Source organism: Pantoea sp. CFCC18177 (genome assembly GCF_059412425.1).
In genome coordinates, this window is record NZ_JBNBPL010000002.1 from 375,046 (window position 1) to 401,683 (window position 26,638).

Sequence of the window (26,638 nt, forward strand, 5' to 3'; positions counted from 1 at the left end):
CTCTCAATGGGACAAGGCAGTCACAGCAAAGCCCGCACAGACCATGTTGTGCAAGCCTTTAAGGCTCCATCTTAACTCCAGAATCATCCAATAAAGTCCTATAAGCACTTAAGTTGAAAGCCCCACGGGCTTTTTTGTGCCAATGGTTTTGTGGGATGATGTTACAAGCATCTACAACTATCGATGCTCGTTAGGTTTTTCCATGCAACTCACCATGTTCTTGATGCGGAAAGCCTCTTAAATAAGGTATAAAGCCGCATGAAAATTCCAAACCGAATCCAACCTCTGGTCGATGATGGCCTGATTGATAACGTGCTTCAGCGGCTGAAAAGCGGCAAAGAAGCTGACGTTTACACCGTGCTGTGCGGTGACAAGGTTCAGTGTGCCAAAGTGTACAAAGAGGCATCGCAACGCAGCTTCAAGCAAGCCGTGCAATATCAGGAAGGGCGTAAAGTGCGCAACTCCCGTAGCGCCCGTGCTATGCAGAAAGGCTCCAAATTTGGACGCAAGCAGCAAGAGGACGTCTGGCATACTGCTGAGGTGGATGCACTGTTTCGCCTCGCTAAAGCCGGCGTGTGCGTGCCAGAGCCTTATATGTGTCTGGACGGCGTGTTGTTGATGGAACTGGTTACCGATGCAGATGGTGCCGTTGCGCCTCGTCTGAGCGATATCATGCTGTCGGAACAGGAAGCGCTGGCTGACTTTGACACCATGATTCGCAATATCGTGCGCATGTTATGTGCCGGGATCGTGCATGGCGATCTGTCGGAATTTAATGTACTGCAGGATGCTCAAGGTCCGGTGATCATTGACCTGCCGCAAGCGGTGGATGCAGCGGCGAATAACCACGCTGAATCGATGTTCGCGCGCGATGTCAATAACATCACCGCCTATTACGGCCAGTTTGCCCCACAAATCCTGGCAACGCGTTTTGCTAAGGAAATCTGGCAGTTATATGAAGACGGAAAGTTAACGCCAGAAACGCCATTAACCGGGCGCTTTGTGGAAGAGGTTCACGATGTGGATATGGATTCACTGCTAGACGAAATCATATCTGCTGAAGATGAGTATTATGAGCGCCAGCGTGCGGCTAAAGAGCGTGACGAAGAGTAATGATGACTGCATAACTCACATCGCGCTCAACACTACCCTCTGATAAATCTGCAATCGGCTTGCTGCCACTGCACATTTTTCGCACCATCCAAACCTAATGATTCAATTAAGGTTATTCCTGGAGCCAATTCTGGCTGAGCGTGCCATTGTTAGCTACGCTCATAACTCACAGAGCGATTGATGAGGGAATATTCATGAAAAAGACAATTATTGCTGTATCGGCCCTGCTGCTGGCTTCTTCGGCTTTTGCCGCGACTACACATGCCACTGACGAAACCGTAGCGAACGCACAAGCGGGCGCAAACACCGCCAAAGAAAAACTGCACAAAGCGCAGCATCAAGGCGAAGAGCAGAAGCTGAAAGCGCAGCATGCTGCTGAAGGTAAGAGCAACAGCACCACCAGCAAAATCAGCGAAGGCGCTCAAAAAGGTTGGAACAAAACCAAAGAAGGCACCGAGAAAGGCGTTGATGCGACCAAAGAAGGTGCAACCAAAGGCTGGAATGCTACCAAAGAAGGTGCCAGCGATTTGAAGAAGAAAGTGACCGAGTAATTTCTTCTGACTGAATACCGAAAGGCCGCGATTGCGGCCTTTTTCATTTACGCTCCAACAGAGGTAATAAGTTTCTAACTCCCAGAGACTTCATCAGTATACGAGCATGTATCTTCTAAGGAAAAATCTACACGCTTAGCGTACATCCAGAGGTTTGACCCATGCTAATTACTGCAAACTTAGATCAGCTCATAGAGGGAACACTGAACCAAGACTTTGATTTAATCACTGGTGCAGATACTATCAATGAGGCCATTAATGTCTATGTTGCCGAACTGTCATCAGAAGATAAGAAATCGCTGCAATCTGAGGTTAGCCGTTTTCTTGAACTGGATGACGTTGCAATCCAACAAGAGTTTCACGACCGATATCACAACAGTTTCTCTCAAGATGATGGGAAAGATTTATTGCTTGCCATCTTTCACGCAATTAATTGATATCCTTAAATTCTAATGACTATCTGCCAAGCCAATCATTTAACCCTCAAACAAATCCAGCCAGCCACTGACTTCTTGCAAGCACAGTCTGAAGTCCTGTTGGACAACCGCCACACCGGTATCATCGTGCCAGGATCGATACCGGAAGCGGCCGTTGAGATCAGTGCTGAGCGTTACCTGCTGTTCATCACCGATGGCATTCTGTTCGAAGAATCGCTCACCATTGTGCTATGTCAGCTTGAGCTGGGTGTATTGGAAGTGATCCACATTGAATTGGCCTACCATTCTGGACAGTTCAGTAACTTGTCCCTGTGTGATGACCACATTCGATTCCACTTCATGGATGAGAAGCTCTGGTCGTTGCAAGTCAGAGATGCAGCACAAGTCACGCTGCCCTTCATCGGCGACCCCGCAGGTGTACAACGTCAATTCGGTTTCAAAAAATGGGTAATCTTAAAACACGAAGACTGAGCGGTTTTTGCGTCTATGTGTAAATGGCTTTACACTCAGCCCAACACTCCATTAACCAGATTCTCTTATGTCTGACACCTTCAAACGCCAGCCCCTGCCCTTACCCAACGGTCACAACAAAGTGCTGTTGCACTCCTGCTGCGCGCCTTGCTCGGGGGAAGTGATGGAAGCGATGCTGGCTTCCGGTATCGATTACACCATCTTCTTCTACAACCCAAACATTCACCCATTGAAAGAGTACGCGCTGCGTAAAGAGGAGAATATCCGCTTTGCTGAGCAGTTTGGCGTGCCTTTCGTTGATGCCGATTACGATAAAGACAACTGGTTTGAACGTGCACGTGGTATGGAATGGGAGCCGGAGCGCGGTGTGCGTTGCACCATGTGTTTTGATATGCGTTTTGAACGAACCGCACTGTACGCGCATGAAAATGGCTTTCCAGTGATCACCAGTTCGCTGGGCATTTCACGCTGGAAGGATATGAAGCAGATCAATGACTGCGGCGTCCGTGCAGCCGCGCACTATCCCGATATGCTGTATTGGGAATTTAACTGGCGTAAAGGCGGTGGATCCTCGCGCATGATCGAGATCAGCAAGCGCGAGCGTTTCTATCAGCAGGAGTATTGCGGCTGCATCTATTCACTGCGCGACAGCAACCGTCATCGCGTGGCCAGCGGTCGAGAGCGCATTGAAATTGGCGTGCAATATTACTCGCCAGACGAAGAGTAAATAACCTGCTGGCAACCACCAGCAGGCCGTCATTATCACCAGGCCAATACTCTGCCGCTGTAATCGACATAGTGATGTCCGCCCTGCCCGGCAAAACCATCCATCTGTGCCACTAACCCCTGCGCACTTTCAACGGCGGTGATATCCGCATCGTCGCCACCCATATCGGTTTTCACCCAGCCCGGATGCAGTGACAGCAAGGTGGTGCCACGCGAGGCCATCTGCTGAACCAAGGCGCGGCTCAGCATGTTGAGCGCAACCTTACTGGCCGAGTAATAAGGGCGAAGCGCCTCGGGATTTTCGGTCAGGCTACCGAGGCGTGATGTGGTGATGCCGAGCACGCCCTGCTTTTCCTGCAGTAGTGGCAACAGACCTTCAGCCATGCGGATGGGGGCCACCGAGTTGGTCATAAACAGCTGCATTAACTCGTCATCACTGGTGGCGATCAGCTCCATCGAGTCCGGACCGAGAATGCCAGCATTGATCAGAGCACGATCAAAGTGCTGGCCTTTAAGTTGCTGAAGTAAGTGCTCACGCTGAGTGGCGATGGTGATATCCAGTGGCATCCAGCGTAGCTTCTCATGCTGATAAGACACGGCGGTGCTGCGATAAGTGGCGGTTACCTCCCAGCCATCGGCGAGCAGTTGTTGTACCACCGCCAACCCAATCCCCTTTGAAGCACCAATAATCAACGCGCGTTTTGCTTGGCTCATTTTTCCCTTCCCGCAGTTAAAAGGCAAAAAGGGCAGGATAACCTGCCCTTGGTTTCACTAACGTAACACCAACGTTAGCACAATGATCACCACCATCATTATCAGCAGGTGGCACACCACCTTATCGAGATTCCGTTTCCGCATAGTGCCTCCATGGGTTTAGAACCACTGGCCGAAGCGTTTGATGTACAGCGTTTTCATACCCTGTGCGACTACGCAGTAACCGAGTAATGTCGCCACCAGCCATGGGAAATATGACCATGGCAGCGGCACCAGTCCCACCATGCTGCCCAGCGGAGAGAATGGCAGCAGAATACCGGCAATCATCACGCATGCGGTGGCGAGCAGCACCGGCAATGCAGCCCGGCTCTGAATGAACGGTATTTTCTGCGTGCGCAGCATATGCACCACCAGCGTCTGTGACAGCAACCCTTCCACAAACCAACCTGACTGGAACAGAGACTGCATTTCAGGTGTGTTAGCGGCAAACACGTACCACATTACGGCAAAAGTGGTGATATCAAAGATTGACGATGTTGGCCCAATCCACAGCATAAAGCGTTTGATATTACGCGCGTCCCATTTACGCGGTTTGCGCAGGAACTCGCGGTCCATTTTGTCCCAAGGCAATGCCAACTGAGACAGATCGTACATCAGGTTCTGGATCAGCAGATGAATCGCCAGCATCGGAAGGAAAGGAATAAAGGCGCTCGCCACCAGCACGGAGAACACGTTGCCGAAGTTAGAGCTGGCGGTCATGTTCAAATATTTGATGATATTGCCGAAGGTCTCGCGTCCTTTCATCACCCCCTCTTCCAGCACCATCAGATCCTTTTCCAACAGGATGATGTCAGAAGATTCTTTGGCGATGTCTGCGGCGCTGTCGACTGAAATGCCCACATCGGCATCACGCAGCGCGGGTGCATCATTAATGCCGTCGCCGAGGAAGCCAACGGTATGCCCTTGTTGTTGCAGCGCGCGTAAAATGCGTGATTTCTGCAACGGTGTCAGTTTGGCAAACACTGCACTCTGCGCGGCGGCGTTAGCCAGCTGCTCATCGCTCATCATGGCAATCTGGTCGCCAGTGACGATATCTCCGCTATCTATCCCCACCTGCTGGCAGATGCGCGCGGTGACCACCGGATTATCGCCGGTCAACACTTTGACGCTGACGCCGTTTTCGCGCAGTGCGGTAATCGCTTTGGCGGCGCTCTCTTTCGGTGGATCAAGGAAGGTCAGCAGCCCTTCCACGGTTAGCCCTTGCTCATCCGCTACGTTCAGCGCCTGCTGCAAGCCTGACTCCTCCAACACACGGCTGGCGACCAGCAATACGCGGAAGCCCTGTTCGTTGTATTGATGTGCCAACGCCAGCAGCTCTGCACGACGTTTTTCATCGAGCGGCTGCACCAGCTTCCCTTCACGCTCGGCGGTGGCGATGCTCAGCATCTCTTCCACTGCACCTTTGCAAATCAGCATCTGTTGGTTGAGGCGACGATCGCGCACGACCACTGAAACGCGACGACGCACAAAATCAAACGGCAGCTCATCCACTTTGGCGTAATAGTCACCCATATCGGCACTGATACGATCTTTGCCATAACGCAGAATGGCGCGATCCATCAGGTTTGGCGTGCCGCTCTGATAGTGGCTATTGAGCCAGCTCAGCATCAGCACGCGGGAGTTTTCCACTCCGGCGCAATCCAGATGATGTTCGAGGATGATGTTGTCCTGTGTCAGCGTCCCGGTCTTATCGGTACACAGGATGTCCATCGCTCCCAGGTTTTGAATCGCGTTCAGCCGTTTCACAATCACTTTACGGCGTGACATAGCGATCGCGCCCTTGGCCAGGTTGGAACTGACGATCATCGGCAGCATTTCCGGTGTCAGGCCAACCGCAACGGCCAGAGCAAACAGCGACGCATCCAGCCAGTCGCCTTTAGTTAAACCGTTAATCAGCAGCACCACCGGCACCATCACCAGCATGAAGCGGATCAGCAGCCAGCTCACGCTATTGACCCCACGATCAAATGCCGTTTGCGTGCGGTTACCGACGATTGATTTCGCCAGGCTGCCAAAGTAAGTTTCGCTACCGGTAGCCACCACCACTGCTTTGGCACTGCCGCTGGAGACATTGGTGCCCATCAGACAGACGCTGCCCAGCTCCAGCAGTGAAGCGCCCTGATCACTCGCCCCGGCTCCTTTGCTGGTGACATGACCAGTGACGTCATATTTCTCAACCGGCAGGGATTCACCGGTCAAAATCGCCTGGCTGATAAACAGGTCACGCGAATCCAGCAGACGAACATCAGCAGGCACCAGATCGCCCGCAGAGAGATAGATAATGTCACCCGGCACCAGCGTGGCGATATCCACTTCCTGTTTGACCGGCGGCTGCTGCGCGGATTCACGGCGCAGCACGGTGGCAGTGGTGCGCACCATGGATTTCAACGCCTGTGCGGCTTTGTTAGTACGGAATTCTTGCCAGAAGCGCAGCAAACCGCTGAGCGTTACCATCGTCACAATGATGATGACACCGGTCAGATCGGTCTCCTCGCCTTTGCGCATCGGCATCCAGTAATCGGTGAAAAAGCTGACTGCGGCCAGCGCCATTAATACGTAGATAAATGGGTTGTTAAACGCCTGAAACAGCTGAATCAGCGCCGGTGGCGCTTTATCATGTTCCACCTGATTACGGCCGTAGACTTCCAGACGCGCTTCGGCTTCACGTTCACTCAACCCCAATGCATCACTACGCAGGCGCACCAGTGTTTCATCAGCGGTGAAACCCGCTTCGTCTTCAATCAGATAGCGCGGTGTTTTTTGGCGTGGCTGGCGCACGCTGTTGTTCCAGGCTTTTTTGTCCTGGTTGAGTTTCATGTCAGTCATAATGACATTCCTCTTTTTTTTACGGCAATAAAAGTCCCTGCGCGTTGAGCGCATAATGTGGGATAAATTAAATTAACGGCTTAGCGTTAGATGATTAAAAATAACCTGTCGGGAATTTCCATATTACCTCCCGGAAATAAGGGCGAAGAAAATCGCTCGTTTAAATAAACGAGAAATGAATATTACGATGTCGATTCCGCTACTGAATGCAGCCCTCAGACCGCCCAAAATTTTCTATGGACGTAACAGGGCATGCGCCAGTAACGGCTAAATCTGCACGCTGAAGATCAGCGCGCGCATCGAGGCGGAGGGAAAAGTGCGTTTAAAATCATGTGCATGATGAAATCCCCACGGGTTTCAGCCCGTTACAACCAGTTTTAAAGGGAACAATCATCAGAGAGAGGTGAGGATTGCTGCCCGCCGTGTTGGCAAGCAGCGACAAAAGAATTCGCGCGTCAGCTTGCCTTGTATTGCCATCTTAAAGGGTGACTGTCCAACTGAATTCTCCTGTTTGAAGTTGGCGCTATTATATTCCCGAAGGAAGCGAAGTAAAGTTAATTATTCCCGTTGCGTTATTCATTTAATTTTCGTTGCGATTTGGTTGATAGAAGCGCGAAAACACGCGCGCGCCTACCTCATCCTGCGGCATCAATCCCCCCCTGTTTAACAAGCTTGTACCCAAAATAATTCGAGTCCCCTCATGGGGCCTACTCTTGGTGCAGGAAGGCGGCAAGTGCATGAATCCTCGGGAGCTTACTGAAGTAAGTGACTGTGGTGAATGCACGTAGCCAACGCTCCTGCAGCTTGAAGTATGTATGAAGGGTATACCCAAAATAATTCGAGCTTCAGGAAGGCGGCAAGTGCATGAATCCTCAGGAGCTTACTGAAGTAAGTGACTGAGGTGAATGCACGTAGCCAACGCTCCTGAAACTTGAAGGATGAAGGGTATATAACTGAACTAACGCACTTAGAACCTTAAAGCATATGCATAGCCATAAATTGACTATTCTTCATTACGCCGCTCTCGTAAACTCGCGTTACTTTTTTAAGGCAAGGAAACAACATGAAAAAAATTATTCCCTCACTGCTGGCGTTATCGCTGGTAGCCGCCTTCTCTGCTCAGGCCGCAACACCAAAGGATACGCTGGTGATTGCGCAGTCGACTGATGATGCTGATAGCTTCGACCCCGCACAGGGCTTTGAACTGACTACAGTGCAAGCGTTCACTAACATCTATCAACGATTGGTCCAGTCTGACCCGACCAATCCCACGGATTTGAAACCCACGTTGGCCACTTCATGGACTTCAGGCAGTGATAATCGCAGCCTGACTTTTGAACTGCGCAAAGGCGCGCAATTCGCCAGCGGTAATCCGCTGCGTCCGGAAGATGTCATCTTCTCGCTGGGCCGCGTGGTGAAACTGAACCTCGACCCTTCCTTTATCCTGACCCAACTGGGCTGGAATAAAGATAACGTCGATACTTTCCTGAAGAAGGTCGATGACAATCATGTGCAGATTAGCTGGAGCGCCAACGTCAGCCCGGCCTATGTGCTGAGCCTGCTGTCTGCCCCGGTTTCATCGATTGTTGATGAGAAAACCGCACAAGCCAACGCGAAAAACGGCGACTTCGGTCACGCGTGGCTGGGCACCAATTCTGCTGGCAGCGGCCCGTATCAGATCCGTAAAGTGGTGCTGCATGAAGTGGTACTGCTCACCGCCAACCCGACGTCACCGGCTGGTGCACCGAAGCTGAAAAACATCTTAATCAAGAACGTGCCTGAGCCCGCTGCGCGTCGCTTGCTGCTGGAGCAGGGCGATGTGGATATCGCACGTAACCTCGGCGCTGACCAAATCGCCGCGCTGAAAGACAAAGCGGGTGTGAAGACCGAAGCGATTCCTATGGCCTCGCTCTATTACATCCAGTTCAACGTCGGTGAGAACCCGGTGCTGAAGAATCCTGCGCTGTGGGAAGCGGCCCGTTACCTGTTCGACTATAAAGGCATCGCCAACGATCTGCTGAAAGGCCAGTTCGAAGTCCATCAGACTTTCTTGCCTAAAGGTTTCCTCGGCGCGCTGAATGATACGCCGTACAGCTACGATCCGGAAAAAGCCAAAGCCATTCTGAAGAAAGCGGGCCTGACCAACGTCAGCTTTAAACTCTCCACCAGCAACCAACCGCCGTACCTGGATATCGCTCAGGCGTTGCAGGGCAGCTTTGCCAAAGGTGGCGTGAAGGTGGAAGTGCAGCCGGGTCTGAGTTCTGAAGTGTCAACCCGCGTGAAAGCGCACCAGTATGAAGCCACGCTGAATGCCTGGGGTGCGGACTATTTCGATCCGAACACCAATGCCGCCTCCTTCGCTTACAACCCAGAAGATGGCAGTAAAACCATTGCCTACCGCTCTGACTGGCATATTCCAGAATTGAGCAAGCAGACGCTGGCGGCCACCGCCGAAGCCGACAGCAACAAGCGTGTGGAAATGTACCAGGCAATGCAGCGTGAAGTGCTGAAAAACTCACCGTATGTGATCGGTTTGCAGGCACGTAACCTGATTGCACTGCGCGATAACCTGAAAGGCTATGTGCAGGGGATTAACCCAGACATGGTGTACTACTCACAGGTTTCTAAGTAATGGCAGTGTCTGCTTCACAGGCCGGGTTCGCCCGGCCGCTCTGGCAACGCTTTAGCCGCCTGCTCACCAGTGTGTTATCACTGCTGGTGACGCTGGTAGGTTTGTTAGCGTTCACTTTCATGTTGTCGCACCTGTCGCCGGTCGATCCGGTACAGCAAATCGCGGGCGATCACGCCAGCGAAGCAACTTATGCGCAGGTGCGTCACGATCTCGGTCTCGATCAGCCGGTACTGGTACAGTTCTGGCGCTATATCAGCCATCTGGCCCAGGGCAACTTAGGGCTTTCGCATCTCACCAATCAGCCGGTGAGCGCGGATTTGATGCGCACCTTTCCAGCCACTATCGAACTGGCCACTTGCGCGATGATCTTTGCCGCCGTGTTTGGCATTACGCTGGCGCTGCTGGCGGCGTGGAAGCCGGGTAGCGTCATTGATAACGTGGCGCGTTTTATTTCACTGCTCGGCTATTCAGTACCGGTGTTCTGGTTGGGCCTGCTCGGTCTGCTGCTGTTTTACGCGGTGCTGCACTGGTCTGCTGGACCGGGACAGCTGGATGATATCTGGATCTACACGCTGGAGCCGAAAACCGGCTTTGTGCTGATCGATAGCTGGCTGTCTGGCGATCCTGAAATGTTCCGCAATGCGATTGCGCACCTGTGGCTGCCGGTGGTGATCCTCGGTCTGCTGGCGATGGCCGGCATTACGCGCCTACTGCGCGCGGCGCTGCTGGAAGAGAGCAGCAAGGAGTATGTGATTCTGGCGCGCGCAAAAGGCGCAGGCCGCACTCGCATCCTGTTACGCCATATCTTTCCCAACGTCCTTGGCACGCTGATCACCGTCATCGCCCTCTCGTACGCCACACTGCTGGAAGGCTCAGTGTTAACCGAAACGGTATTTGCCTGGCCAGGTGTTGGACGCTACATGACGAACGCGCTGTTTTCCTCGGATACACCCGCGATTCTCGGCTCGACCCTGCTGATTGGCAGCTGCTTTATTCTGCTTAACGCCGTGGCCGATGCCTTAACCTGGTTAACCGATCCGAGAACCCGATGACTCAACAACTCTCTGAACTGGAAACCGTGCGGCCACCCCGCCGCCGCGCACGCGTCACCTCACTTACCATTGGCTTGACGCTGGTGTTGATTGTGGTGGCGATGGCGCTGTTTGCCCCGCTGCTGGCCCCGTTCGATCCTAACGCGCAGGTGATTGCCCAGCGCTTGCAGTCCCCTTCTGCCGTGCACTGGTTCGGTACCGATGGCTTTGGCCGTGATTTATTGTCCCGCGTGATCTACGGCGCGCGGCCGACGCTGCTGCTGGTGTCGCTGATTCTGCTGCTGACCATTCCGGTTGGCCTGCTGGTTGGCATCACGGCGGGCTATGTCGGCGGCTGGACCGAGCGCGTGCTGATGCGCATCACCGATATCTTCCTGTCACTGCCGAATCTGGTTATCGCCCTGGCGCTGGTTGCCATGCTCGGTCCGGGATTGATGAACGGCGCGCTGGCGCTGGCGCTAACCAGCTGGCCGCCATTTGCCCGCCAGGCACGTGCTGAAACCCTGGCGTTACGCCGCAGTGATTATCTGGCTGCCGCACGCATGCAGGGCATTACCGGTCTGCGCCTGATGTTCGGCCACATTTTACCGCTGTGTTTACCGACAGCCGTGGTGCGCGCCGCACTGAGTCTGGGTGGCATCATTCTTTCCGCAGCCGGTCTGGGCTTCCTCGGCATGGGCGTGCAACCGCCGACGGCCGAATGGGGTTCAATGGTCGCGGAAGGCAGTAAAGTGATTTTCGATCAGTGGTGGGTAGCCGCCGCACCTGGCGGTGCGATTCTGTTTGCCAGCCTGGCGTTTAACCTGACAGGCGATGGCCTGCGCGACCGACTGGATACTCGTCATGCCAAATGATCTGTTAATTGATGTCCAAGGGCTGACCATCCGCAGCAAGGATGCACTGCTGGTGGATAATATCGCTTTCCAGATTGGCCGTGAGCGCGTGGCGCTGGTCGGTGAATCCGGTTCCGGCAAATCACTCACCGCCCGCTCACTGATGGGTTTGCTGTCACCCGCTCTGCATCTGCAAGCCGATTGTTTGCAGGTGGCGGGAGCTGATGCGCTGTCACTGAGTGAACGTGACTGGATCACCCTGCGCGGTGGCAAAGTGGCGATGGTGATGCAGGACCCGAAATACGCGCTGAATCCGACGCGCACCATCGGCTGGCAGGTGGAAGAGCCGCTGGTGCTGCACCGCAAAATGAGCCGAGCCGAACGCAAAGCCAAAGTGTGCGAGATGCTGGAGGCGGTCGGTCTTCCCGAGCCGCGCCAGTTGATGAAACGCTATCCTCATCAACTCTCTGGCGGTATGGGGCAACGCGTGATGCTGGCGATTGCGCTGATCACCGATCCCGATCTGCTGATTGCCGATGAACCGACTTCAGCGCTCGATCACGCGATGCGCGATCAGGTGCTGGCGTTGATCCGTCGGTTGGTCGAGCAGCGAAATATGGGCTTGCTGTTGATCAGCCACGATCTGCAGCAGGTTTCCGAACACTGCGATCGGGTGATGGTGATGTATAAGGGCCGTCTGCTGGATACCTTGCCTGCAGCGCAGCTTGCTCATGCCACCCATCCCTACACCCGCACACTGTGGGCGTGTCGTCCCAGCAAAGCGACACACGGCGAACGTCTGCCGGTGTTGGATCGTGCATCGCTGGAGAAGAGTGATGATTGAGTTAAGCCACCTCAGCGTGTCCCACAAACAGGGCTACGAGCTGCGTACCGTGGTGCATGATGTTTCGCTGCAGGTTGCGCCGGGTGAATGTTTTGGTCTGGTTGGGCCTTCGGGTTGTGGCAAGTCATCGCTGCTGTGGGTGATGGCCGGGTTGAATCCCTTCTGGAGCGGCACGATGCAGCTGGCAGGCACCGCGGTGCAACCGGGTAAAGCCTTTACCGGTCCACTGCGCCGTGATGTGCAGATGGTGTTTCAGGACCCTTATGCCTCGCTGCATCCGCGTCATCGCCTGCGCCGTACCCTGGCAGAACCGCTGAAAATGCTGAAGCGCGACAATATCGACGATCGCATTAATGACGGCTTCCGCCATGTGGGTTTGGATCCGGCGTTGGCGGATCGCTATCCGCATCAGCTCTCTGGTGGACAGCGGCAACGTGTGGCGATAGTACGCGCGCTGCTGCTGGAGCCGAAGATCCTACTGCTCGATGAGCCAACCTCAGCGCTGGATATGTCGGTGCAGGCGGAGATCCTCAACCTGTTGAACGATCTGAAGCAGAATGATGGATTGACCATGGTGCTGGTGAGCCACGATCCCGATGTGATCGATCATATGTGCGACCGTGCGGCGCACATGGCGCAGGGCCGAATAGTGGCTTAACCCCATCCTCCAATCGTAGCGGCGCGATTTATCGCGCATGTCGACATGGCTTACCAATGCGCAATACATTGCGCCGCTACACATTTTATCCCCGCTTAATGCGCCATCGCCTGCAGCGTTTCGCTGCGAATCGATTCGGTGACTTCGGCTTTGAGCGTCATAAATTCTGGTGACGTTTTGATGGTGTAATCCCGCTGCGCGTTAAAATTCACCGCCACTTCCTGTTTGATGCGGCCAGGGCGCGCGCTGAATATCGCCACTTTGTTCGCCATAAAAATCGCTTCATCAATGTCATGCGTCACAAACAATACGGTTTTGCGCGACTGCTCCCACACGGACAGCAACAGTTCCTGCATCATCACGCGCGTTTGGTTATCCAGCGCGCCAAAGGGTTCATCCATCAACAGCACTTTGGGATCGTTGGCCAGCGCACGGGCTATCGCGGTACGTTGCTGCATCCCGCCAGAGAGCTGACGCGGATAGTGCTGGGCAAAACCGCGTAATCCCACTTGCTGGATGTAATAATCGCTGCGCTCTTTCTGCTGTGCCGCACTGAGACCGCGCTCCTGCAAACCAAAGCGGATGTTCTCTTCCACCGTCAGCCACGGAAACAAGGTGTAGCTCTGGAACACCATGCCGCGATCGGCCCCCGGCCCCTCCACGCTCTTGCCGTCCAGCCAGATTTCCCCGCGCGTTGGCGTATCCAAACCGGCAATGATGCGCAGCAGCGTAGATTTGCCGCAGCCTGACGGCCCGAGAATGGTGATGAAATCATTCTCCTCCACCTGATAGTGGATCGGTTGCAGCGCCTGGGTTTTCTCGCCTTTGGGCCCGGTAAAAATGCGTTCGACACCGCGAACGTTAAGTTTGCTGTGCTTCATCACAAGGTACTCCATGCAAATAAGCGCCGGTTGAGCACTTTGAACAGATAGTCGGAGATCAGGCCAATGCAGCCAATCACAATGATGCCGAAAATGATCTGCCCGGTATTAAGCAGCGCCTGGCTATCGACGATCATATGGCCGATACCACTCTCCGATCCGATCAACTCAGCGACGATCACATAGGTCCACGCCCAACCCAGTACTAAGCGCAGCAGTTCGGCAATGCCCGGTGCCGCGCCCGGTATCAGCACGCGGCGCACGATCGAACGGTTGCTGCATCCCAGCGTGTAGGCGGCTTCAACCAGATCGCGCCGCGCACCGCTGACGGTCACCGCTACCATTAAAACGATCTGGAAGAATGAGCCGATAAAGATCACCAAAATCTTCTGCGTTTCACCAATACCGGCCCACAAGATCAGCAACGGCACAAATGCCGAAGCCGGTAAGTAACGGCAAAAGGAGACGAAGGGTTCGAGAAAGGCTTCCCAGGTTTTATAGGCGCCCATCATGATGCCCAGCGGCACACCAATTATCGCGGCCAGTAAGAAGCCGGCCAGCACGCGCATCACCGTCATGCCGATATCCAACGAGAAGTTGTACTCGGTGAACAGCACCACGCCCTGCTGCAGCATGGTAAGTGGATCCGCCAGAAACGTGGGCGATACCATGCCGCCCAGCGTCACCAGCGTCCACACCGCGATGAACAGCACAAAGAACGCCACGCCGAGCGCGATACGCAAGCGCAGCGAAATGGCTTTCAGCGGCACCATTAACGGGTTATGCCAGCGCGTGGGCGCATCGGGCAGTGACGCAGGCGGGCTTACCGGTTGGCTTTTGCTCATCTCCATCTCCTTTCTCCTGCTTACTGCACGAAGCTGGCGTCGTACAAGCTTTTCACGTCTGGCATTTTCTTGATCACACCCGCGCGCAGCAGCAGTTTGCCCGCTTCATCGCTAAAGGTTTCAATCTCACCGTTAAAGAACTTTTTGTTCTCCTCTGGCCCCTGCCAGCGCAAGAAACTGGCTGATTCGGCAAACTCTTTGCCGGTGGATTTCACCGCAGCCCCCATGATTTCGTTGGACTTGTCAGGCTGCTGTTTGATCATTTCCAGCGCATCGAAATAGCTGGCCACCAGCGCTTTGGCGGCGTCCGGGTGCGCTTTCAGGAAGGTCGGCGTACAACCCAGCGTGTCCATCACCATCGGATAATCCAGCGTGGTGGCGAGGATTTTCCCCGCCTTGGGTTGATTGCGGATCACCGATAAATAGGGTTCATAGGTGACCGCCGCGTCGTTCTGACCCGCCGCGAAGGATTGCGCAGCCGCCTGTGGCGCCATGGTGGCCAGACGCACGTCTTTCATCGTCATGCCGTTTTTATCCAGCATCCACGCCAGCAAGAAGTAAGGCGAGGTACCCGGTGCATCCACCGCGATGGTTTTGCCTTTCAGATCTTTGATGCTGGTGATGTCACTGCGCGTGGCGAGGCCATCCGCGCCGTAGGATTTGTCCAGCTGGACGATCTGCTTGATCGGCACGCCTGCCGCGTTCCAGGAGATGTAGGTTTCCACGGTGGTTGCGGCACACTGGATGGTGCCGGACGCCACCGCCAGATGTCGGCTGCTTTGCGGGATCATTTTCACATCGACATCAAGACCATGCTTTTTGAAGATCCCGGCCTTATCCGCCAGCGTTAGCGGGGCAAAACCGGTCCAGCCGGAGATACCGATAGCGATTTTGGTGTCAGCGGCTTGCGCACCCAAAGCACTGGCGCAAAGTACCGCTGCGGTTAACACACGAACAACATGTTGCACTGGCTTGCCCATCTTCCACTCCTGATAAAAGGTGATGAAAAACAACGGTTGTATAGTCTTATCTATACAAGCCAAGCAATGCCTGTGCCAGAACAGTAAAGCCAGAGGTGGTGCGGTGGTGTCGTGGGTTGATGCACCGGAGCGGTGCATCAATAGCGGGAAGTTTGGTCATGCTGGTGCGCCAGCGTTTAGTCATAGCGGCGCGCACCGTTCAGCGTTTCATCGTAGCGGCGCAATTTATTGCGCATCGGTCAGCAATGTATGAAGGCCCAAACAAGCGTGATAAATCACGCCGCTACGGTCCGATGAGGATTTAACCGCCGCGCGCACCCACCACGTTCAAACGTGGCTGCGGATGTTCAGGTTTCAGGTCGTACATGCCGCCATAGAACGGATCGACCAGCAACCAGCCGGGGAAGCCCAGCAGAGGAATATTACCCAGCAGATACCACAGGTTGGCACTGGCCTCGATCGGCAGGGTCACCGGCACATAACCTGGGCTCTCCAGCATCACCTGATAGTGTTTCTTACCGAAGTAGTTGCCGGTGGATTTTGCCAGCTCGACGGTTTGTGGCGTGTAGCCCTGTGCCACGGCGCGTCCCGTCTCATCCTGCACGGTGAAGCGCGCGCCCTGCGGCACAGAGTCAATTTTTACCGGCTGCGTTTCCGTGCCCACAATAGTGGCACAGCCGCTCAGCAGCAGCGCAGTGGCAGGAAGAAGGTGTCGCAGGTTCATAGCAGGTCCGCTTTAGCATCAGATAGGACAGTCTAAACTGCCCTATTCTGCTTTTCACTCGCCTCAATCGCGCTATCAATGCTGCTTTTCTGGTCTTTATTGCGGTTGACAACAGGCGGCAATCGCCGCGATATCCTGCGGTGTGGTACGGCAGCAGCCGCCAATCAAGCGTGCGCCCGCCTGTTGCCACTCGGGGAATTTATCCTCTAGCGTGCAACCCGACGGTGCCGAATGCCAGGTTTTGCTGCTGGCATCGTACTGCTCGCCAGAGTTGGGATAGACCAGCAACGGCTTGGCGCACAACGCCTGCAAAGTTTGCAGTGCCGGCGTCACGCTCTCCAGTGCCACGCAGTTGATGCCAATCGCCACCACTTGTGGCGCAGCATTGACCAGCTCGGCCACCTGGCTCAGCGGCGTGCCATCACTGATGTGTTGCGCATCGCGCAGCGTAAACGAGAACCAGGCGCTGCTGTCCGGGAACTCTGCCAGCAAACTCACCAGCGCTTGCGCTTCTGCAAACGACGGTAAGGTTTCACAGGCCAGCAGATCCACACCCGCATCCAGTAAGGCTTTAACGCGCGGACGGTGGAAGGCTTTCATCTCCGCTTCTGGCAGCGCGTAATCGCCACGATACTCGGCACCATTCGCGAGGTACGCACCGTAAGGCCCTACCGAACCGGCCACCAGCAACGCGGCTTTACTGCCTGAAGCGGCGCGATAGTCGTCACGCGCACGCTGTGCCAGCTTGACGCTTTGAGTAATGAGATCCAGAGATTGGGCTTCATCCAGGCCACGCGCCGCAAATCCTTGCGGGGTGGCCTGATAGCTGGCAGTGATCGCCACGTTGGCACCTGCAGCAAAGTAGTCATGATGCACCTGATAAATCAGCTCAGGGTTTTCCACCAGCACTTTGGCAGACCATAACGCATCAGCCAGATTACAGCCACGCGCTTCCAGTTCGGTCGCCAGAGCACCATCTAAAATCAGCGTGTCATGTTGAGTTAACGCTTCTGCCACAGGATTACGCGACATCATTGGCCCCCTCGGCCTTCAGGTTACGTCGATGCGTCACATGGTATGCGGCATAACAGAACAGTACAAACGGAATGCCGCACCACAGCGCAATTCGCTGTGACGGATCGAAGGCCAACCCTACACATGCCAGCAGACAAAGCAGGAAGCCGAGAATCGGTGTCAGCGGATACAACGGCGCGCGATAGGCCAGTTGCTGCAGTGAACCGCCTTCGGCCAGATGGCGACGGCGGAATACATAATGCGAGGCACAGATGCTGAGCCACACCGCCACCACGGCAAAGCCGGAGATCGCAGAGAGTGCCACGAACACGGTATCGGGGGCGATCACGCTGGAGAACAGCGCCAGCAAGCCACCAATCATACTGACGGTGATCGCCAGCACCGGAATACCGCGACGATTAACCTGCGCAAAACAGCGCGGCAGCGTGTTCTCATTCGCCAGTGACCACAGCATGCGGCCCGAGGCGTAAAGGCCGGAGTTCGCCGCTGAGAGGATAGCGGTGAGGATCACGAAGTTGAAGATATCCGCTGCATAGGGAATACCGATTTTTTCAAACACCAGCACAAACGGGCTTTTGACGATGCCGGCCTGATCCATCGGAATCAGTGCCGCAAGCACGAATACCGTACCAATGAAGAAAATGATGAGACGAGCGACCGTGGTGCGGATGGCCAGCGGCAACGCTTTCTGCGGCTGTTCCGTCTCTCCGGCGGCGATGCCAATCAACTCGGTGCCAGAAAAAGCGAAGTTCACTGCCACCATGGTCATCAGAATCGGCAAGGTGCCGTGCGGCAGCCAACCGGATGCCGTCAGGTTATGCAGACCCGGTGCCGCGCTGCCATCCTTCATCGGAATAAAGCCGAACATGGCACCCGCGCCGAGAATGATAAAGGCGATGATGGTGATCACTTTAATGATCGAGAACCAGAACTCCCCTTCCGCAAAGAAGCGTGTCGAGACGATATTGAGCAGATAGATGGCAATACAAAACACCAGACACCACAGCCATACAGGCGTGGTCGGGAACCAGTACTGCATACAGAATCCCGCCGCTGTCAGGCTGGAACCGAGCGCCACGGTCCACGTCAGCCAGTAGAGCCACGCCACCGTGTAACCGGTCGCCGGGCTGAGATAGCGTGCCGCATAGACGTGGAAAGCACCGGTTTCCGGCATCGCCACCGCCAGTTCTCCAAGGCACACCATCACCAACCACACCACCAGCGCACCAATCAGGTAGGCCAACAGCGTACCGGCCGCCCCGGTGGTCGAAATGATATAGCCGGTGTTGAAGAACAGCCCGGTACCGATGACACCGCCCAGCGACAGCATCACCAGATGCCGCACTTTCATGGTGCGCTTGAAGTTGTCCTGTGAAGGCGTTTCCTGCGTTTGCATTATTTTTATCCGTATGGACGTCTGAACATCTATATGGACACAGGGTTATACGCGCCAGCGTGGCAATTTGCAACGTGGCAAAAGGTGGGGATTTATCAAAACAGCGGTGCGGCCCCGTGCGAGCGGGGCGCAGTATCAGGCGCCAAATACGCCTTGCAGATAGCGCTCAAGCGCAATGCGCGAGCTAAAACCGTGTGGGATACCGTAATGCTCTTGCGATTCACCCATCAGATACAGCGGAAACTGCGTGTAGTGATCGCAGGTCTTCATTTCTGAGGCGGGCTCAGCGAAGTGCTGACTTTTTTCTTTCAGCGTGGGGTGAATGATCAGTGCCGTTCGTCCCATGCGCGCTTCGCGATTGACGTAGACATAATTTTCACCACGACGATAACCGTAGATCTTTGGCGTCAGGGTATCCATTTCGAACCCTGCTTTTTCCAGTACGCGCGCTACCTCATCCGGACGTAAATACATGCTTGCTCCTCTCTTCTCACAGCCCCGCAACCTTACAACAGCGCGACCACTCAGGACATTCGGAATTTCCCTAAAGCCTGGCAAACGCCTGCGTTTAATCACGTTTCGTCTACACTGAGTATTACTTGTTAAATCAAAGGGAGCGAAAAAAATGTTCAATCGCGTAAGCAAAAACGATGACATTGATATCAATCAGGATGTAAACGAGCTGGCCGATTCGCTCGAGGCATTACTTAAATCTTACGGCAGCGAAGCCAAAGATGAAGTGGACAGTGCGCGCAGTAAGGCACAGTCGCTGCTGAAACAAACCCGCGCAAAACTCAACGGTAGCCAGGGTCGTGTGACGCAAGCAGCGAAAGACGCCAGCTATCAGGTTGATGCCTATGTGCATGATAAACCATGGCATGGCGTGGGCGTCGGTGCAGCGGTTGGTTTGGTGCTCGGTGCGCTGCTGATGTCACGTCGCTAAATAGGTTTTAGTGTTTAAAGAGAGCCTCGCGGATGCGGGGCTTTTTTGTGCCCGCACGGCACTTTAACCGCATAAAATTTGACCTAAAACGTCCCCTCTCCGCCTTTACAAAAAAATTTTCGGGCCTGGAAGGCGCATGATCTCTGACGTTAGCGATTATCTGAAGATTAAAATACAAAATCCCTATATCTGGTGGGCTTGACCGCCACGAACACTACATCTAGTATTCAACCCATCAACTCGCAACCAGATGTCGTCAAGGACGAAGTTCGCAGCAAACAGGATTTTGCTTCGTATCTCGCAAACTGACCGCAATCAAAGGGAAATACGAATCATGCGCATTATTATTTACACTAAGAGCAACTGTGTCCAGTGCAACGCGACAAAAAATGCCATGGACCGTAAAGGTATCGACTATCAACTGATCAACCTCGATACCCAACCGGAAGCCATCGACAACCTCAAATCCCTTGGCTATCGCCAGGTGCCAGTGGTGATGACACACGACGACCACTGGAGCGGCTTCCGCCCTGACAAAATCGCCAGCCTGCGCCAGCTCGCTGCTGTCGGGGGATAAAGCGATGTTCCCACTGGTCTACTTCTCTAGCCAGTCGGAAAACACGCACCGATTCATCACTCGTCTGGGCTTTCCTGCTTGCCGCATTCCGATTGATGGCAAGCAGCGCCTGCATATCGACCAACCCTATATCTTAGTGGTGCCGAGCTACGGCGGCGGCAGTGCGCGGGGGGCGGTGCCCAGACAAGTGATCCAATTCCTTAATGATGACGCTAACCGACGCGGTATCCGCGGGGTGATCGCTGCCGGAAACCGCAATTTCGGTGAAGGCTACTGCCTGGCGGGCGACATCATTGCGCAGAAATGTCAGGTTCCTTATCTCTACCGCTTTGAGCTGATGGGAACCCCCGACGATATCGCTAATGTAAAAGCGGGAGTAACCCAATTTTGGCAACGACAGACACCCTAAACAGCACGCAGTTGGACTACCATGCGCTCAACGCCATGCTGAACCTGTATGACGCCGATGGCCGCATTCAGTTCGAGAAAGATCACGAGGCCACACGTCAGTTCTTTTTACAGCACGTCGAGCCGAATACCGTCTCCTTCGCTTCTGCGGGCGAGCGTCTGCGCTATCTGGTCGCCGAAGGCTACTACGAAGCCGAGGTGCTGAATCAGTACGAATTTTCCTTTCTGTGCCAACTGCATGATGAAGCCGATGCCTGGGGTTTTAATTTTCACACCTTCCTCGGTGCCTGGAAGTTTTACACCAGTTACACACTGAAAACCTTCGACGGCAAACGCTATCTGGAAACCTTCGAGCAGCGCGCCTGCATGGTGGCGCTGACGCTGGCGCGAGGCAATGAGAGCCTGGCGCGTGAATTGTTGGCAGAAATGCTGAGCGGCCGCTTCCAGCCAGCCACCCCAACCTTCCTCAACTGCGGCAAACAGCAGCGTGGCGAGTTAGTCTCGTGCTTCCTGCTGCGTATTGAAGACAACATGGAGTCGATCGGTCGCGCGGTGAACTCGGCGCTACAGCTGTCTAAACGCGGCGGTGGCGTAGCGTTCCTGCTGTCTAACCTGCGTGAATCCGGCGCACCGATCAAGCGTATTGAGAACCAATCTTCCGGCGTGATCCCGGTGATGAAGATGCTGGAAGATGCCTTCTCTTATGCCAACCAGCTCGGTGCCCGTCAGGGTGCGGGGGCCGTGTGGTTGAATGCGCATCATCCCGATATTCTGCGCTTCCTCGATACCAAACGTGAAAACGCCGACGAGAAGATCCGTATTAAAACGCTGTCGCTCGGCGTGGTGATCCCGGATATCACCTTCCAACTGGCGAAAGAGAACCGCGATATGGCGCTGTTCTCTCCGTACGATGTTGAACGCATCTACGGTAAAGCATTCGGCGACATCAGCATCAGCGAGCTTTATGACGAAATGCTGGCGGACGATCGCATCACCAAGACCTTTATCAAGCCGCGCGACTTCTTCCAGACACTGGCAGAGATTCAGTTTGAGTCTGGCTATCCGTACATCATGTATGAAGATAGCGTGAACCGCAGCAACCCGATTGCCGGTCGCATCAACATGAGCAACCTGTGCTCGGAGATTTTGCAGGTTAACAGCGCCAGCGAGTTCCATGACGATCTCAGCTATCGCCGCATCGGCAAGGATATCTCCTGCAATCTCGGCTCGCTGAACATTGCCCACGCGATGGACTCACGCAATCTGGCACAAACGGTGGAAACCGCGGTACGCGCACTGACGGCGGTATCGGAGATGAGTGAAATCAACTCGGTGCCATCGGTCGCAGAGGGCAACCGCCGTTCACACGCGGTGGGCTTGGGTCAGATGAACCTGCACGGCTATCTGGCACGTGAAGGCATGGCGTATGGCGGTGAAGAGGCGCTGGACTTTACCAACCTCTACTTCTATTGCGTGACCTATCACGCTGTGCGGACCTCTAATCTGCTGGCGCAGGAACGTAAACAGCGCTTTGACGGCTTTGCCCAGTCGCAGTATGCCAATGGCCACTACTTTGATAAGTACGTTGAACGTGTATGGCAGCCGCGCACCGCGCGCGTAGCCAAAATCTTTGCTGATGCCGGGATTGCGTTACCCACTCAGGCGGACTGGCAGGCGCTGCGTGAGTCGGTGATGCAGCATGGTCTGTATAACCAAAACCTGCAGGCGATCCCGCCGACCGGTTCGATCTCCTACATCAACCATGCGACATCCAGCATTCACCCGATTGTGTCGCGTATTGAGATCCGTAAAGAGGGCAAAACCGGTCGCGTTTACTATCCGGCGCCGTTTATGACTAACGACAATCTGGAGCTGTATCAGGATGCTTACCAGATTGGCCCAGAAGCGATTATTGATACCTACGCCGAAGCCACGCAGCACGTCGATCAAGGCTTGTCGCTGACGCTGTTCTTCCGCGATGACGTCACCACGCGTGATATCAACAAAGCGCAGATTTATGCGTGGAAAAAAGGCATCAAAACCCTCTATTACATTCGTCTGCGTCAAATGGCGCTGCAGGGGACTGAAGTTCAAGGCTGCGTCTCCTGCTCACTGTGATGAAAACTATGCAACTTAAACAAATTCAAGCAATTAACTGGAACCGTATCCAGGACGATAAAGATCTCGAAGTATGGAACCGATTGACCAGCAACTTCTGGCTGCCGGAAAAAGTGCCGCTCTCCAACGATCTGCCCGCGTGGCAGTCACTGGATGCGCAGCAGCAGCAGCTCACCATCCGCGTGTTTACCGGTTTGACGCTGCTCGACACCATCCAGAACGTGATCGGTGCGCCGGGTCTGATGGAAGACGCCATCACGCCTCATGAAGAGGCGGTGCTGTCGAATATCAGCTTTATGGAAGCGGTACATGCGCGTTCGTATAGTTCGATTTTCTCTACGCTGTGTAATACGGCTGATGTCGATGCCGCCTATCGCTGGAGTGAAGAGAACGAAGCGTTACAGAACAAGGCAAAGATTGTGCTGGAGCACTATCGCGCCGAAGATCCGCTGAAGAAGAAAATCGCCAGCGTATTTCTGGAATCCTTCCTGTTTTACTCGGGTTTCTGGCTGCCGATGTACTGGTCGAGCCGCGGTAAATTAACCAACACCGCAGACCTGATTCGCCTGATCATCCGTGACGAAGCGGTACACGGTTACTACATTGGCTACAAGTATCAGAAAGCGCTGGAAAAAGTGGATGATGCGCGCCGTGAAGAGTTACAGCAGTTCGCCATCGATTTGCTGCTGGCGCTGTATGAGAACGAAGTGGTGTATACCGAAGCGCTGTACGATGATGTCGGCTGGACGGAGGAGGTGAAAACCTTCCTGCACTACAATGCCAACAAGGCATTGATGAATTTGGGTTATGAGGCGCTGTTCCCGGCGGAACTCACCACGGTAAATCCGGCCATTCTCTCAGCCTTGTCACCGAATGCTGATGAGAACCACGATTTCTTCTCCGGGTCAGGCTCTTCCTATGTGATGGGGAAAGCGGTCGAAACCGAAGATGAGGACTGGAATTTTTAAGTCACATTTCTGCTTTCGGGCGCTTTTCCCGTCGCGTTATTTAACTCAGGGGCGGCCTTCAGGCCGCCCCTCCACAGAGCCCACGATATATCCGCCAAAAAAATCCAATATTCGCACGCTATTTCCTTTTTTTTGCCTTCATTATTTTGTCACTTTAGCGCCATCTATTTGTCCATTATATCGCCCACTTAACCCCAATTTATTCGCATTTCAGCCAGCAATTGACATCAAACCGGGTAAATTTCACAAAAAATTCAGAAAAAATTGATTCGCGCTCATCCCTTGTGAGCACTGGAATTATCGCCCCTTCACGAAGCTCTCAACGCGTCAATATTCCCATTTAGGGTTGTCAGATATTCTCACTATGATAGGTTATAGGGCGCTTAAATTTAATCGAGATCACAACAAGAAATAGTGAAACATTTAACCGGGAAATTAATGACGGCATGGCAATTAAACTTGAAGTAAAGAATTTATATAAGGTATTTGGGGATAACCCCGAAAAGGCATTTAAGCTGATTGATAAAGGTGAAAGCAAAGAGACTATTCTGGCGAAAACCGGTCTTTCACTCGGCGTCAAAAATGCCAGTCTGGCCATTGAAGAAGGCGAGATCTTCGTCATCATGGGGCTCTCCGGCTCGGGGAAATCCACCATGGTTCGCCTTCTCAATCGTCTGATAGAGCCCACTCGTGGCCAGGTTATCATTGACGGTGTCGATATTGCCAAAATATCAGACGCGGAACTGCGTGAAGTGCGCAGAAATAAGATCAGCATGGTATTCCAGTCCTTCGCATTAATGCCGCATATGACGGTATTGAATAATGCAGCCTTCGGCATGGAATTAGCGGGCGTGCCGGTACAGGAACGTCAGGAAAAAGCGCTAGAAGCATTGCGTCAGGTGGGATTAGAAAATTATGCGCATTCCTATCCCGATGAACTTTCCGGTGGTATGCGTCAGCGTGTTGGATTAGCCCGCGCGCTGGCCATTAATCCGGACATTTTATTGATGGATGAAGCCTTCTCAGCACTCGATCCACTCATTCGTACTGAAATGCAGGATGAGTTGGTAAAATTACAGGCGAAACACCAACGTACCATCGTTTTTATTTCCCATGACCTCGATGAAGCCATGCGTATTGGCGACCGTATTGCCATTATGCAAGGCGGTGAAGTGGTGCAGGTCGGCACACCCGATGAAATCCTCAATAATCCTGCTAACGATTACGTGCGTACCTTCTTCCGTGGCGTGGATATCAGCCACGTGTTTAGCGCCAAAGATATTGCTCGCCGCAGTGCTGGCGCGCTTATCCGTAAAGCAGCCGGTTTTGGCCCTCGTTCGGCGATTAAATTGCTGCAGGATGAAGATCGTGAATTCGGTTATGTGCTGGAAAAACAGAAATTTGTTGGCGTGGTGTCCACTGATTCGTTGAAAGCGGCACTGGCAGCGGGCGAAGGTCTGGATAATGCGTTACTCGACACACCGTTAGCGGTTCCTGCGGATACCTCACTGAACGATCTGCTGTCCCATGTGGCACAAGCGCCCTGCGCCGTGCCCGTGGTCGGTGAAGAGAATCAGTACGTCGGTATCATTTCCAAAAGCATGCTATTGCGCGCTTTAGATCGTGAAGGAGCCCAGTCATGAGTGAACAAACAGCCAATCCGTGGGATAGCGCCAGCCAGACCACACCGCAAGCCACTACAACAGATTCCAGCGCAGCCGCCAGCAGCAGCGATCCCTGGTCGAGCAGCGGCAGTGCCGCTCCAGCAGACTCCGGTTCTAGCGCAGGTTCCGCTGACGCCTGGGGCAATGCCTCCAGCACCGGCTCGGATGCAGCCAGCAGTGGCGGTCACGATGCCGCCACCTCCGCTGCCGGTAACAGTGACTGGCTCAGCAGCGCACCTGCGCCAAAGCCAGAGCATTTCAATATTATGGATCCCTTCCATAACACCATGATTCCGCTGGACCGTTGGGTGACGGAAGGCATCGATTGGGTGGTGAACCATTTCCGCCCGGTATTCCAGGGCATTCGTGTACCGGTGGATTACATCCTCAGCGCATTCCAGAACTTATTAATGGGTCTGCCCGCACCGGTTGCCATTGTGCTGTTTGCCCTAATCGCCTGGCAAATCGCTACGCCAGCAATGGGTATCGCCACGCTGATTTCACTGGTGCTGATCGGCATGATTGGTGCCTGGTCGCAGGCGATGGTCACGCTGGCATTGGTCCTCACCGCCCTGCTGTTCTGCATCATCATCGGGCTGCCGCTGGGGATTTGGCTGGCACGCAGTGAGCGCGCCGCGCGTATTGTGCGCCCGTTGCTGGATGCCATGCAGACTACGCCAGCCTTCGTTTATCTGGTACCGATTGTGATGCTGTTCGGTATCGGTAACGTGCCGGGTGTGGTGGTGACCATTATCTTTGCCCTGCCGCCCATTGTGCGCCTGACCATTCTGGGCATTAAGCAGGTCCCTGCCGATCTGATTGAGGCGAGTGAATCCTTTGGTGCCAGCCCACGTCAGATGCTGTTCAAAGTGCAGTTGCCGCTGGCGATGCCGACCATCATGGCCGGTGTAAACCAGACGCTGATGCTGGCGCTGTCGATGGTGGTAATTGCCTCAATGATCGCGGTGGGCGGTCTTGGTCAGATGGTACTGCGCGGCATTGGCCGCCTCGACATGGGCCTCGCCAGCGTGGGCGGTGTGGGTATCGTGATCCTCGCCATCATACTCGACCGCCTGACGCAGTCGGTCGGTCAAGACAGCCGCAGCCGTGGCAGCCGTCACTGGTACAACACTGGCCCGATTGGCTTGCTGCTGCGCCCCTTCAGTAAAAAAGCCTGATTTT

At 54.3% G+C, this 26,638-nt stretch carries 27 protein-coding genes; 17 read left to right on the top strand and 10 right to left on the bottom strand.

What is annotated here, in order from left to right; all coding sequences use genetic code 11:
* The first annotated feature begins 258 nt into the window (after nt 1-258).
* From ACPUC8_RS03860 to ACPUC8_RS03880, 5 genes are all read left to right on the top strand, one after another.
* Nucleotides 259-1,113: a PA4780 family RIO1-like protein kinase gene (locus tag ACPUC8_RS03860; RefSeq protein ID WP_494925600.1), complete on the top strand. Its 855-nt coding sequence runs from the start codon at nt 259-261 to the stop codon at nt 1,111-1,113.
* A 194-nt stretch (nt 1,114-1,307) separates the two neighbouring features.
* The gene (locus tag ACPUC8_RS03865; protein ID WP_039329947.1) at nt 1,308-1,664 is read left to right on the top strand and encodes a KPN_00521 family repetitive protein; all 357 of its coding nucleotides are present in this window, start codon (nt 1,308-1,310) and stop codon (nt 1,662-1,664) included.
* A gap of 161 nt (nt 1,665-1,825) precedes the next feature.
* Nucleotides 1,826-2,101 (top strand): contact-dependent growth inhibition system immunity protein, encoded by a 276-nt coding sequence (locus ACPUC8_RS03870; RefSeq protein WP_494925601.1) that lies wholly within the window; start codon nt 1,826-1,828, stop codon nt 2,099-2,101.
* A 15-nt stretch (nt 2,102-2,116) separates the two neighbouring features.
* Nucleotides 2,117-2,572 carry a hypothetical protein gene (locus ACPUC8_RS03875; protein ID WP_494925602.1) on the top strand — a complete coding sequence of 152 codons (456 nt, stop codon included), beginning with the start codon at nt 2,117-2,119 and terminating at the stop codon, nt 2,570-2,572.
* Between the two features lie 67 nt (nt 2,573-2,639).
* Nucleotides 2,640-3,299, top strand: coding sequence for an epoxyqueuosine reductase QueH (locus ACPUC8_RS03880; RefSeq protein WP_494925603.1), 660 nt, complete (start codon nt 2,640-2,642; stop codon nt 3,297-3,299).
* 35 nt (nt 3,300-3,334) lie between these two features.
* Here the strand turns inward: ACPUC8_RS03880 and ACPUC8_RS03885 are convergent, their stop codons facing one another.
* Nucleotides 3,335-4,012 (bottom strand): SDR family oxidoreductase, encoded by a 678-nt coding sequence (locus tag ACPUC8_RS03885; RefSeq protein WP_058968106.1) that lies wholly within the window; start codon nt 4,010-4,012, stop codon nt 3,335-3,337.
* A gap of 159 nt (nt 4,013-4,171) precedes the next feature.
* Nucleotides 4,172-6,898, bottom strand: a complete 2,727-nt coding sequence (mgtA, locus tag ACPUC8_RS03890) for a magnesium-translocating P-type ATPase (RefSeq protein WP_494925604.1) — start codon at nt 6,896-6,898, stop codon at nt 4,172-4,174.
* A gap of 1,063 nt (nt 6,899-7,961) precedes the next feature.
* Here mgtA and ACPUC8_RS03895 point away from each other — a divergent pair.
* The 5 genes from ACPUC8_RS03895 to ACPUC8_RS03915 are packed head-to-tail and all read left to right on the top strand — an operon-like array spanning nt 7,962 to nt 12,917.
* Nucleotides 7,962-9,530, top strand: a complete 1,569-nt coding sequence (locus tag ACPUC8_RS03895; RefSeq protein ID WP_039333516.1) for an ABC transporter substrate-binding protein — start codon at nt 7,962-7,964, stop codon at nt 9,528-9,530.
* On the top strand, nt 9,530-10,582 hold the full coding sequence (locus ACPUC8_RS03900) for an ABC transporter permease (RefSeq protein WP_039333518.1): 1,053 nt from the start codon (nt 9,530-9,532) through the stop codon (nt 10,580-10,582). Before ACPUC8_RS03895 ends, ACPUC8_RS03900 begins: the two co-directional genes overlap by 1 nt.
* Nucleotides 10,579-11,436: an ABC transporter permease gene (locus ACPUC8_RS03905; RefSeq protein WP_039333521.1), complete on the top strand. Its 858-nt coding sequence runs from the start codon at nt 10,579-10,581 to the stop codon at nt 11,434-11,436. Before ACPUC8_RS03900 ends, ACPUC8_RS03905 begins: the two co-directional genes overlap by 4 nt.
* Entirely contained in the window at nt 11,426-12,259 is an 834-nt protein-coding gene (locus ACPUC8_RS03910; protein ID WP_039333523.1) for an ABC transporter ATP-binding protein, read from the top strand. Before ACPUC8_RS03905 ends, ACPUC8_RS03910 begins: the two co-directional genes overlap by 11 nt.
* Complete coding sequence (locus tag ACPUC8_RS03915) at nt 12,252-12,917, top strand: ABC transporter ATP-binding protein (protein WP_039333525.1); 666 nt, start codon at nt 12,252-12,254, stop codon at nt 12,915-12,917. The genes ACPUC8_RS03910 and ACPUC8_RS03915 overlap by 8 nt, the downstream gene beginning before the upstream one ends.
* A gap of 95 nt (nt 12,918-13,012) precedes the next feature.
* Here the strand turns inward: ACPUC8_RS03915 and ACPUC8_RS03920 are convergent, their stop codons facing one another.
* From ACPUC8_RS03920 to ACPUC8_RS03955, 8 genes are all read right to left on the bottom strand, one after another.
* Nucleotides 13,013-13,798, bottom strand: a complete 786-nt coding sequence (locus ACPUC8_RS03920) for an ABC transporter ATP-binding protein (RefSeq protein WP_494925605.1) — start codon at nt 13,796-13,798, stop codon at nt 13,013-13,015.
* Nucleotides 13,798-14,643, bottom strand: coding sequence for an ABC transporter permease (locus ACPUC8_RS03925; protein WP_052206120.1), 846 nt, complete (start codon nt 14,641-14,643; stop codon nt 13,798-13,800). Before ACPUC8_RS03925 ends, ACPUC8_RS03920 begins: the two co-directional genes overlap by 1 nt.
* Before the next feature lie 20 nt (nt 14,644-14,663).
* Complete coding sequence (locus ACPUC8_RS03930) at nt 14,664-15,623, bottom strand: ABC transporter substrate-binding protein (RefSeq protein WP_052206118.1); 960 nt, start codon at nt 15,621-15,623, stop codon at nt 14,664-14,666.
* A gap of 46 nt (nt 15,624-15,669) precedes the next feature.
* Entirely contained in the window at nt 15,670-15,807 is a 138-nt protein-coding gene (locus ACPUC8_RS03935; RefSeq protein ID WP_156138073.1) for a hypothetical protein, read from the bottom strand.
* A gap of 117 nt (nt 15,808-15,924) precedes the next feature.
* On the bottom strand, nt 15,925-16,347 hold the full coding sequence (locus ACPUC8_RS03940) for a hypothetical protein (RefSeq protein ID WP_038645291.1): 423 nt from the start codon (nt 16,345-16,347) through the stop codon (nt 15,925-15,927).
* A 96-nt stretch (nt 16,348-16,443) separates the two neighbouring features.
* On the bottom strand, nt 16,444-17,379 hold the full coding sequence (gene mmuM, locus ACPUC8_RS03945; protein ID WP_494925606.1) for a homocysteine S-methyltransferase: 936 nt from the start codon (nt 17,377-17,379) through the stop codon (nt 16,444-16,446).
* Nucleotides 17,369-18,778 (bottom strand): S-methylmethionine permease, encoded by a 1,410-nt coding sequence (gene mmuP, locus ACPUC8_RS03950; protein ID WP_494925607.1) that lies wholly within the window; start codon nt 18,776-18,778, stop codon nt 17,369-17,371. The genes mmuM and mmuP overlap by 11 nt, the downstream gene beginning before the upstream one ends.
* Nucleotides 18,779-18,913: 135 nt before the next feature.
* Nucleotides 18,914-19,252, bottom strand: coding sequence for a DUF2002 family protein (locus tag ACPUC8_RS03955; RefSeq protein ID WP_034825485.1), 339 nt, complete (start codon nt 19,250-19,252; stop codon nt 18,914-18,916).
* Between the two features lie 151 nt (nt 19,253-19,403).
* On the opposite strand from ACPUC8_RS03955, the gene ACPUC8_RS03960 reads away from it, so the two are divergent.
* From ACPUC8_RS03960 to proW, 7 genes are all read left to right on the top strand, one after another.
* Nucleotides 19,404-19,721, top strand: a complete 318-nt coding sequence (locus ACPUC8_RS03960; protein WP_039333539.1) for a DUF883 family protein — start codon at nt 19,404-19,406, stop codon at nt 19,719-19,721.
* A gap of 334 nt (nt 19,722-20,055) precedes the next feature.
* Nucleotides 20,056-20,298, top strand: a complete 243-nt coding sequence (gene nrdH, locus ACPUC8_RS03965) for a glutaredoxin-like protein NrdH (protein WP_494925608.1) — start codon at nt 20,056-20,058, stop codon at nt 20,296-20,298.
* Between the two features lie 4 nt (nt 20,299-20,302).
* Nucleotides 20,303-20,707: a class Ib ribonucleoside-diphosphate reductase assembly flavoprotein NrdI gene (nrdI, locus tag ACPUC8_RS03970; RefSeq protein ID WP_039333544.1), complete on the top strand. Its 405-nt coding sequence runs from the start codon at nt 20,303-20,305 to the stop codon at nt 20,705-20,707.
* Entirely contained in the window at nt 20,686-22,824 is a 2,139-nt protein-coding gene (nrdE, locus tag ACPUC8_RS03975; RefSeq protein WP_494925609.1) for a class 1b ribonucleoside-diphosphate reductase subunit alpha, read from the top strand. The genes nrdI and nrdE overlap by 22 nt, the downstream gene beginning before the upstream one ends.
* 8 nt (nt 22,825-22,832) lie before the next feature.
* Nucleotides 22,833-23,792, top strand: coding sequence for a class 1b ribonucleoside-diphosphate reductase subunit beta (nrdF, locus tag ACPUC8_RS03980; RefSeq protein WP_039333577.1), 960 nt, complete (start codon nt 22,833-22,835; stop codon nt 23,790-23,792).
* A gap of 446 nt (nt 23,793-24,238) precedes the next feature.
* Complete coding sequence (gene proV / locus ACPUC8_RS03985) at nt 24,239-25,435, top strand: glycine betaine/L-proline ABC transporter ATP-binding protein ProV (protein WP_494925610.1); 1,197 nt, start codon at nt 24,239-24,241, stop codon at nt 25,433-25,435.
* Complete coding sequence (gene proW, locus ACPUC8_RS03990; protein WP_039333552.1) at nt 25,432-26,634, top strand: glycine betaine/L-proline ABC transporter permease ProW; 1,203 nt, start codon at nt 25,432-25,434, stop codon at nt 26,632-26,634. The genes proV and proW overlap by 4 nt, the downstream gene beginning before the upstream one ends.
* Nucleotides 26,635-26,638: the final 4 nt, after the last annotated feature.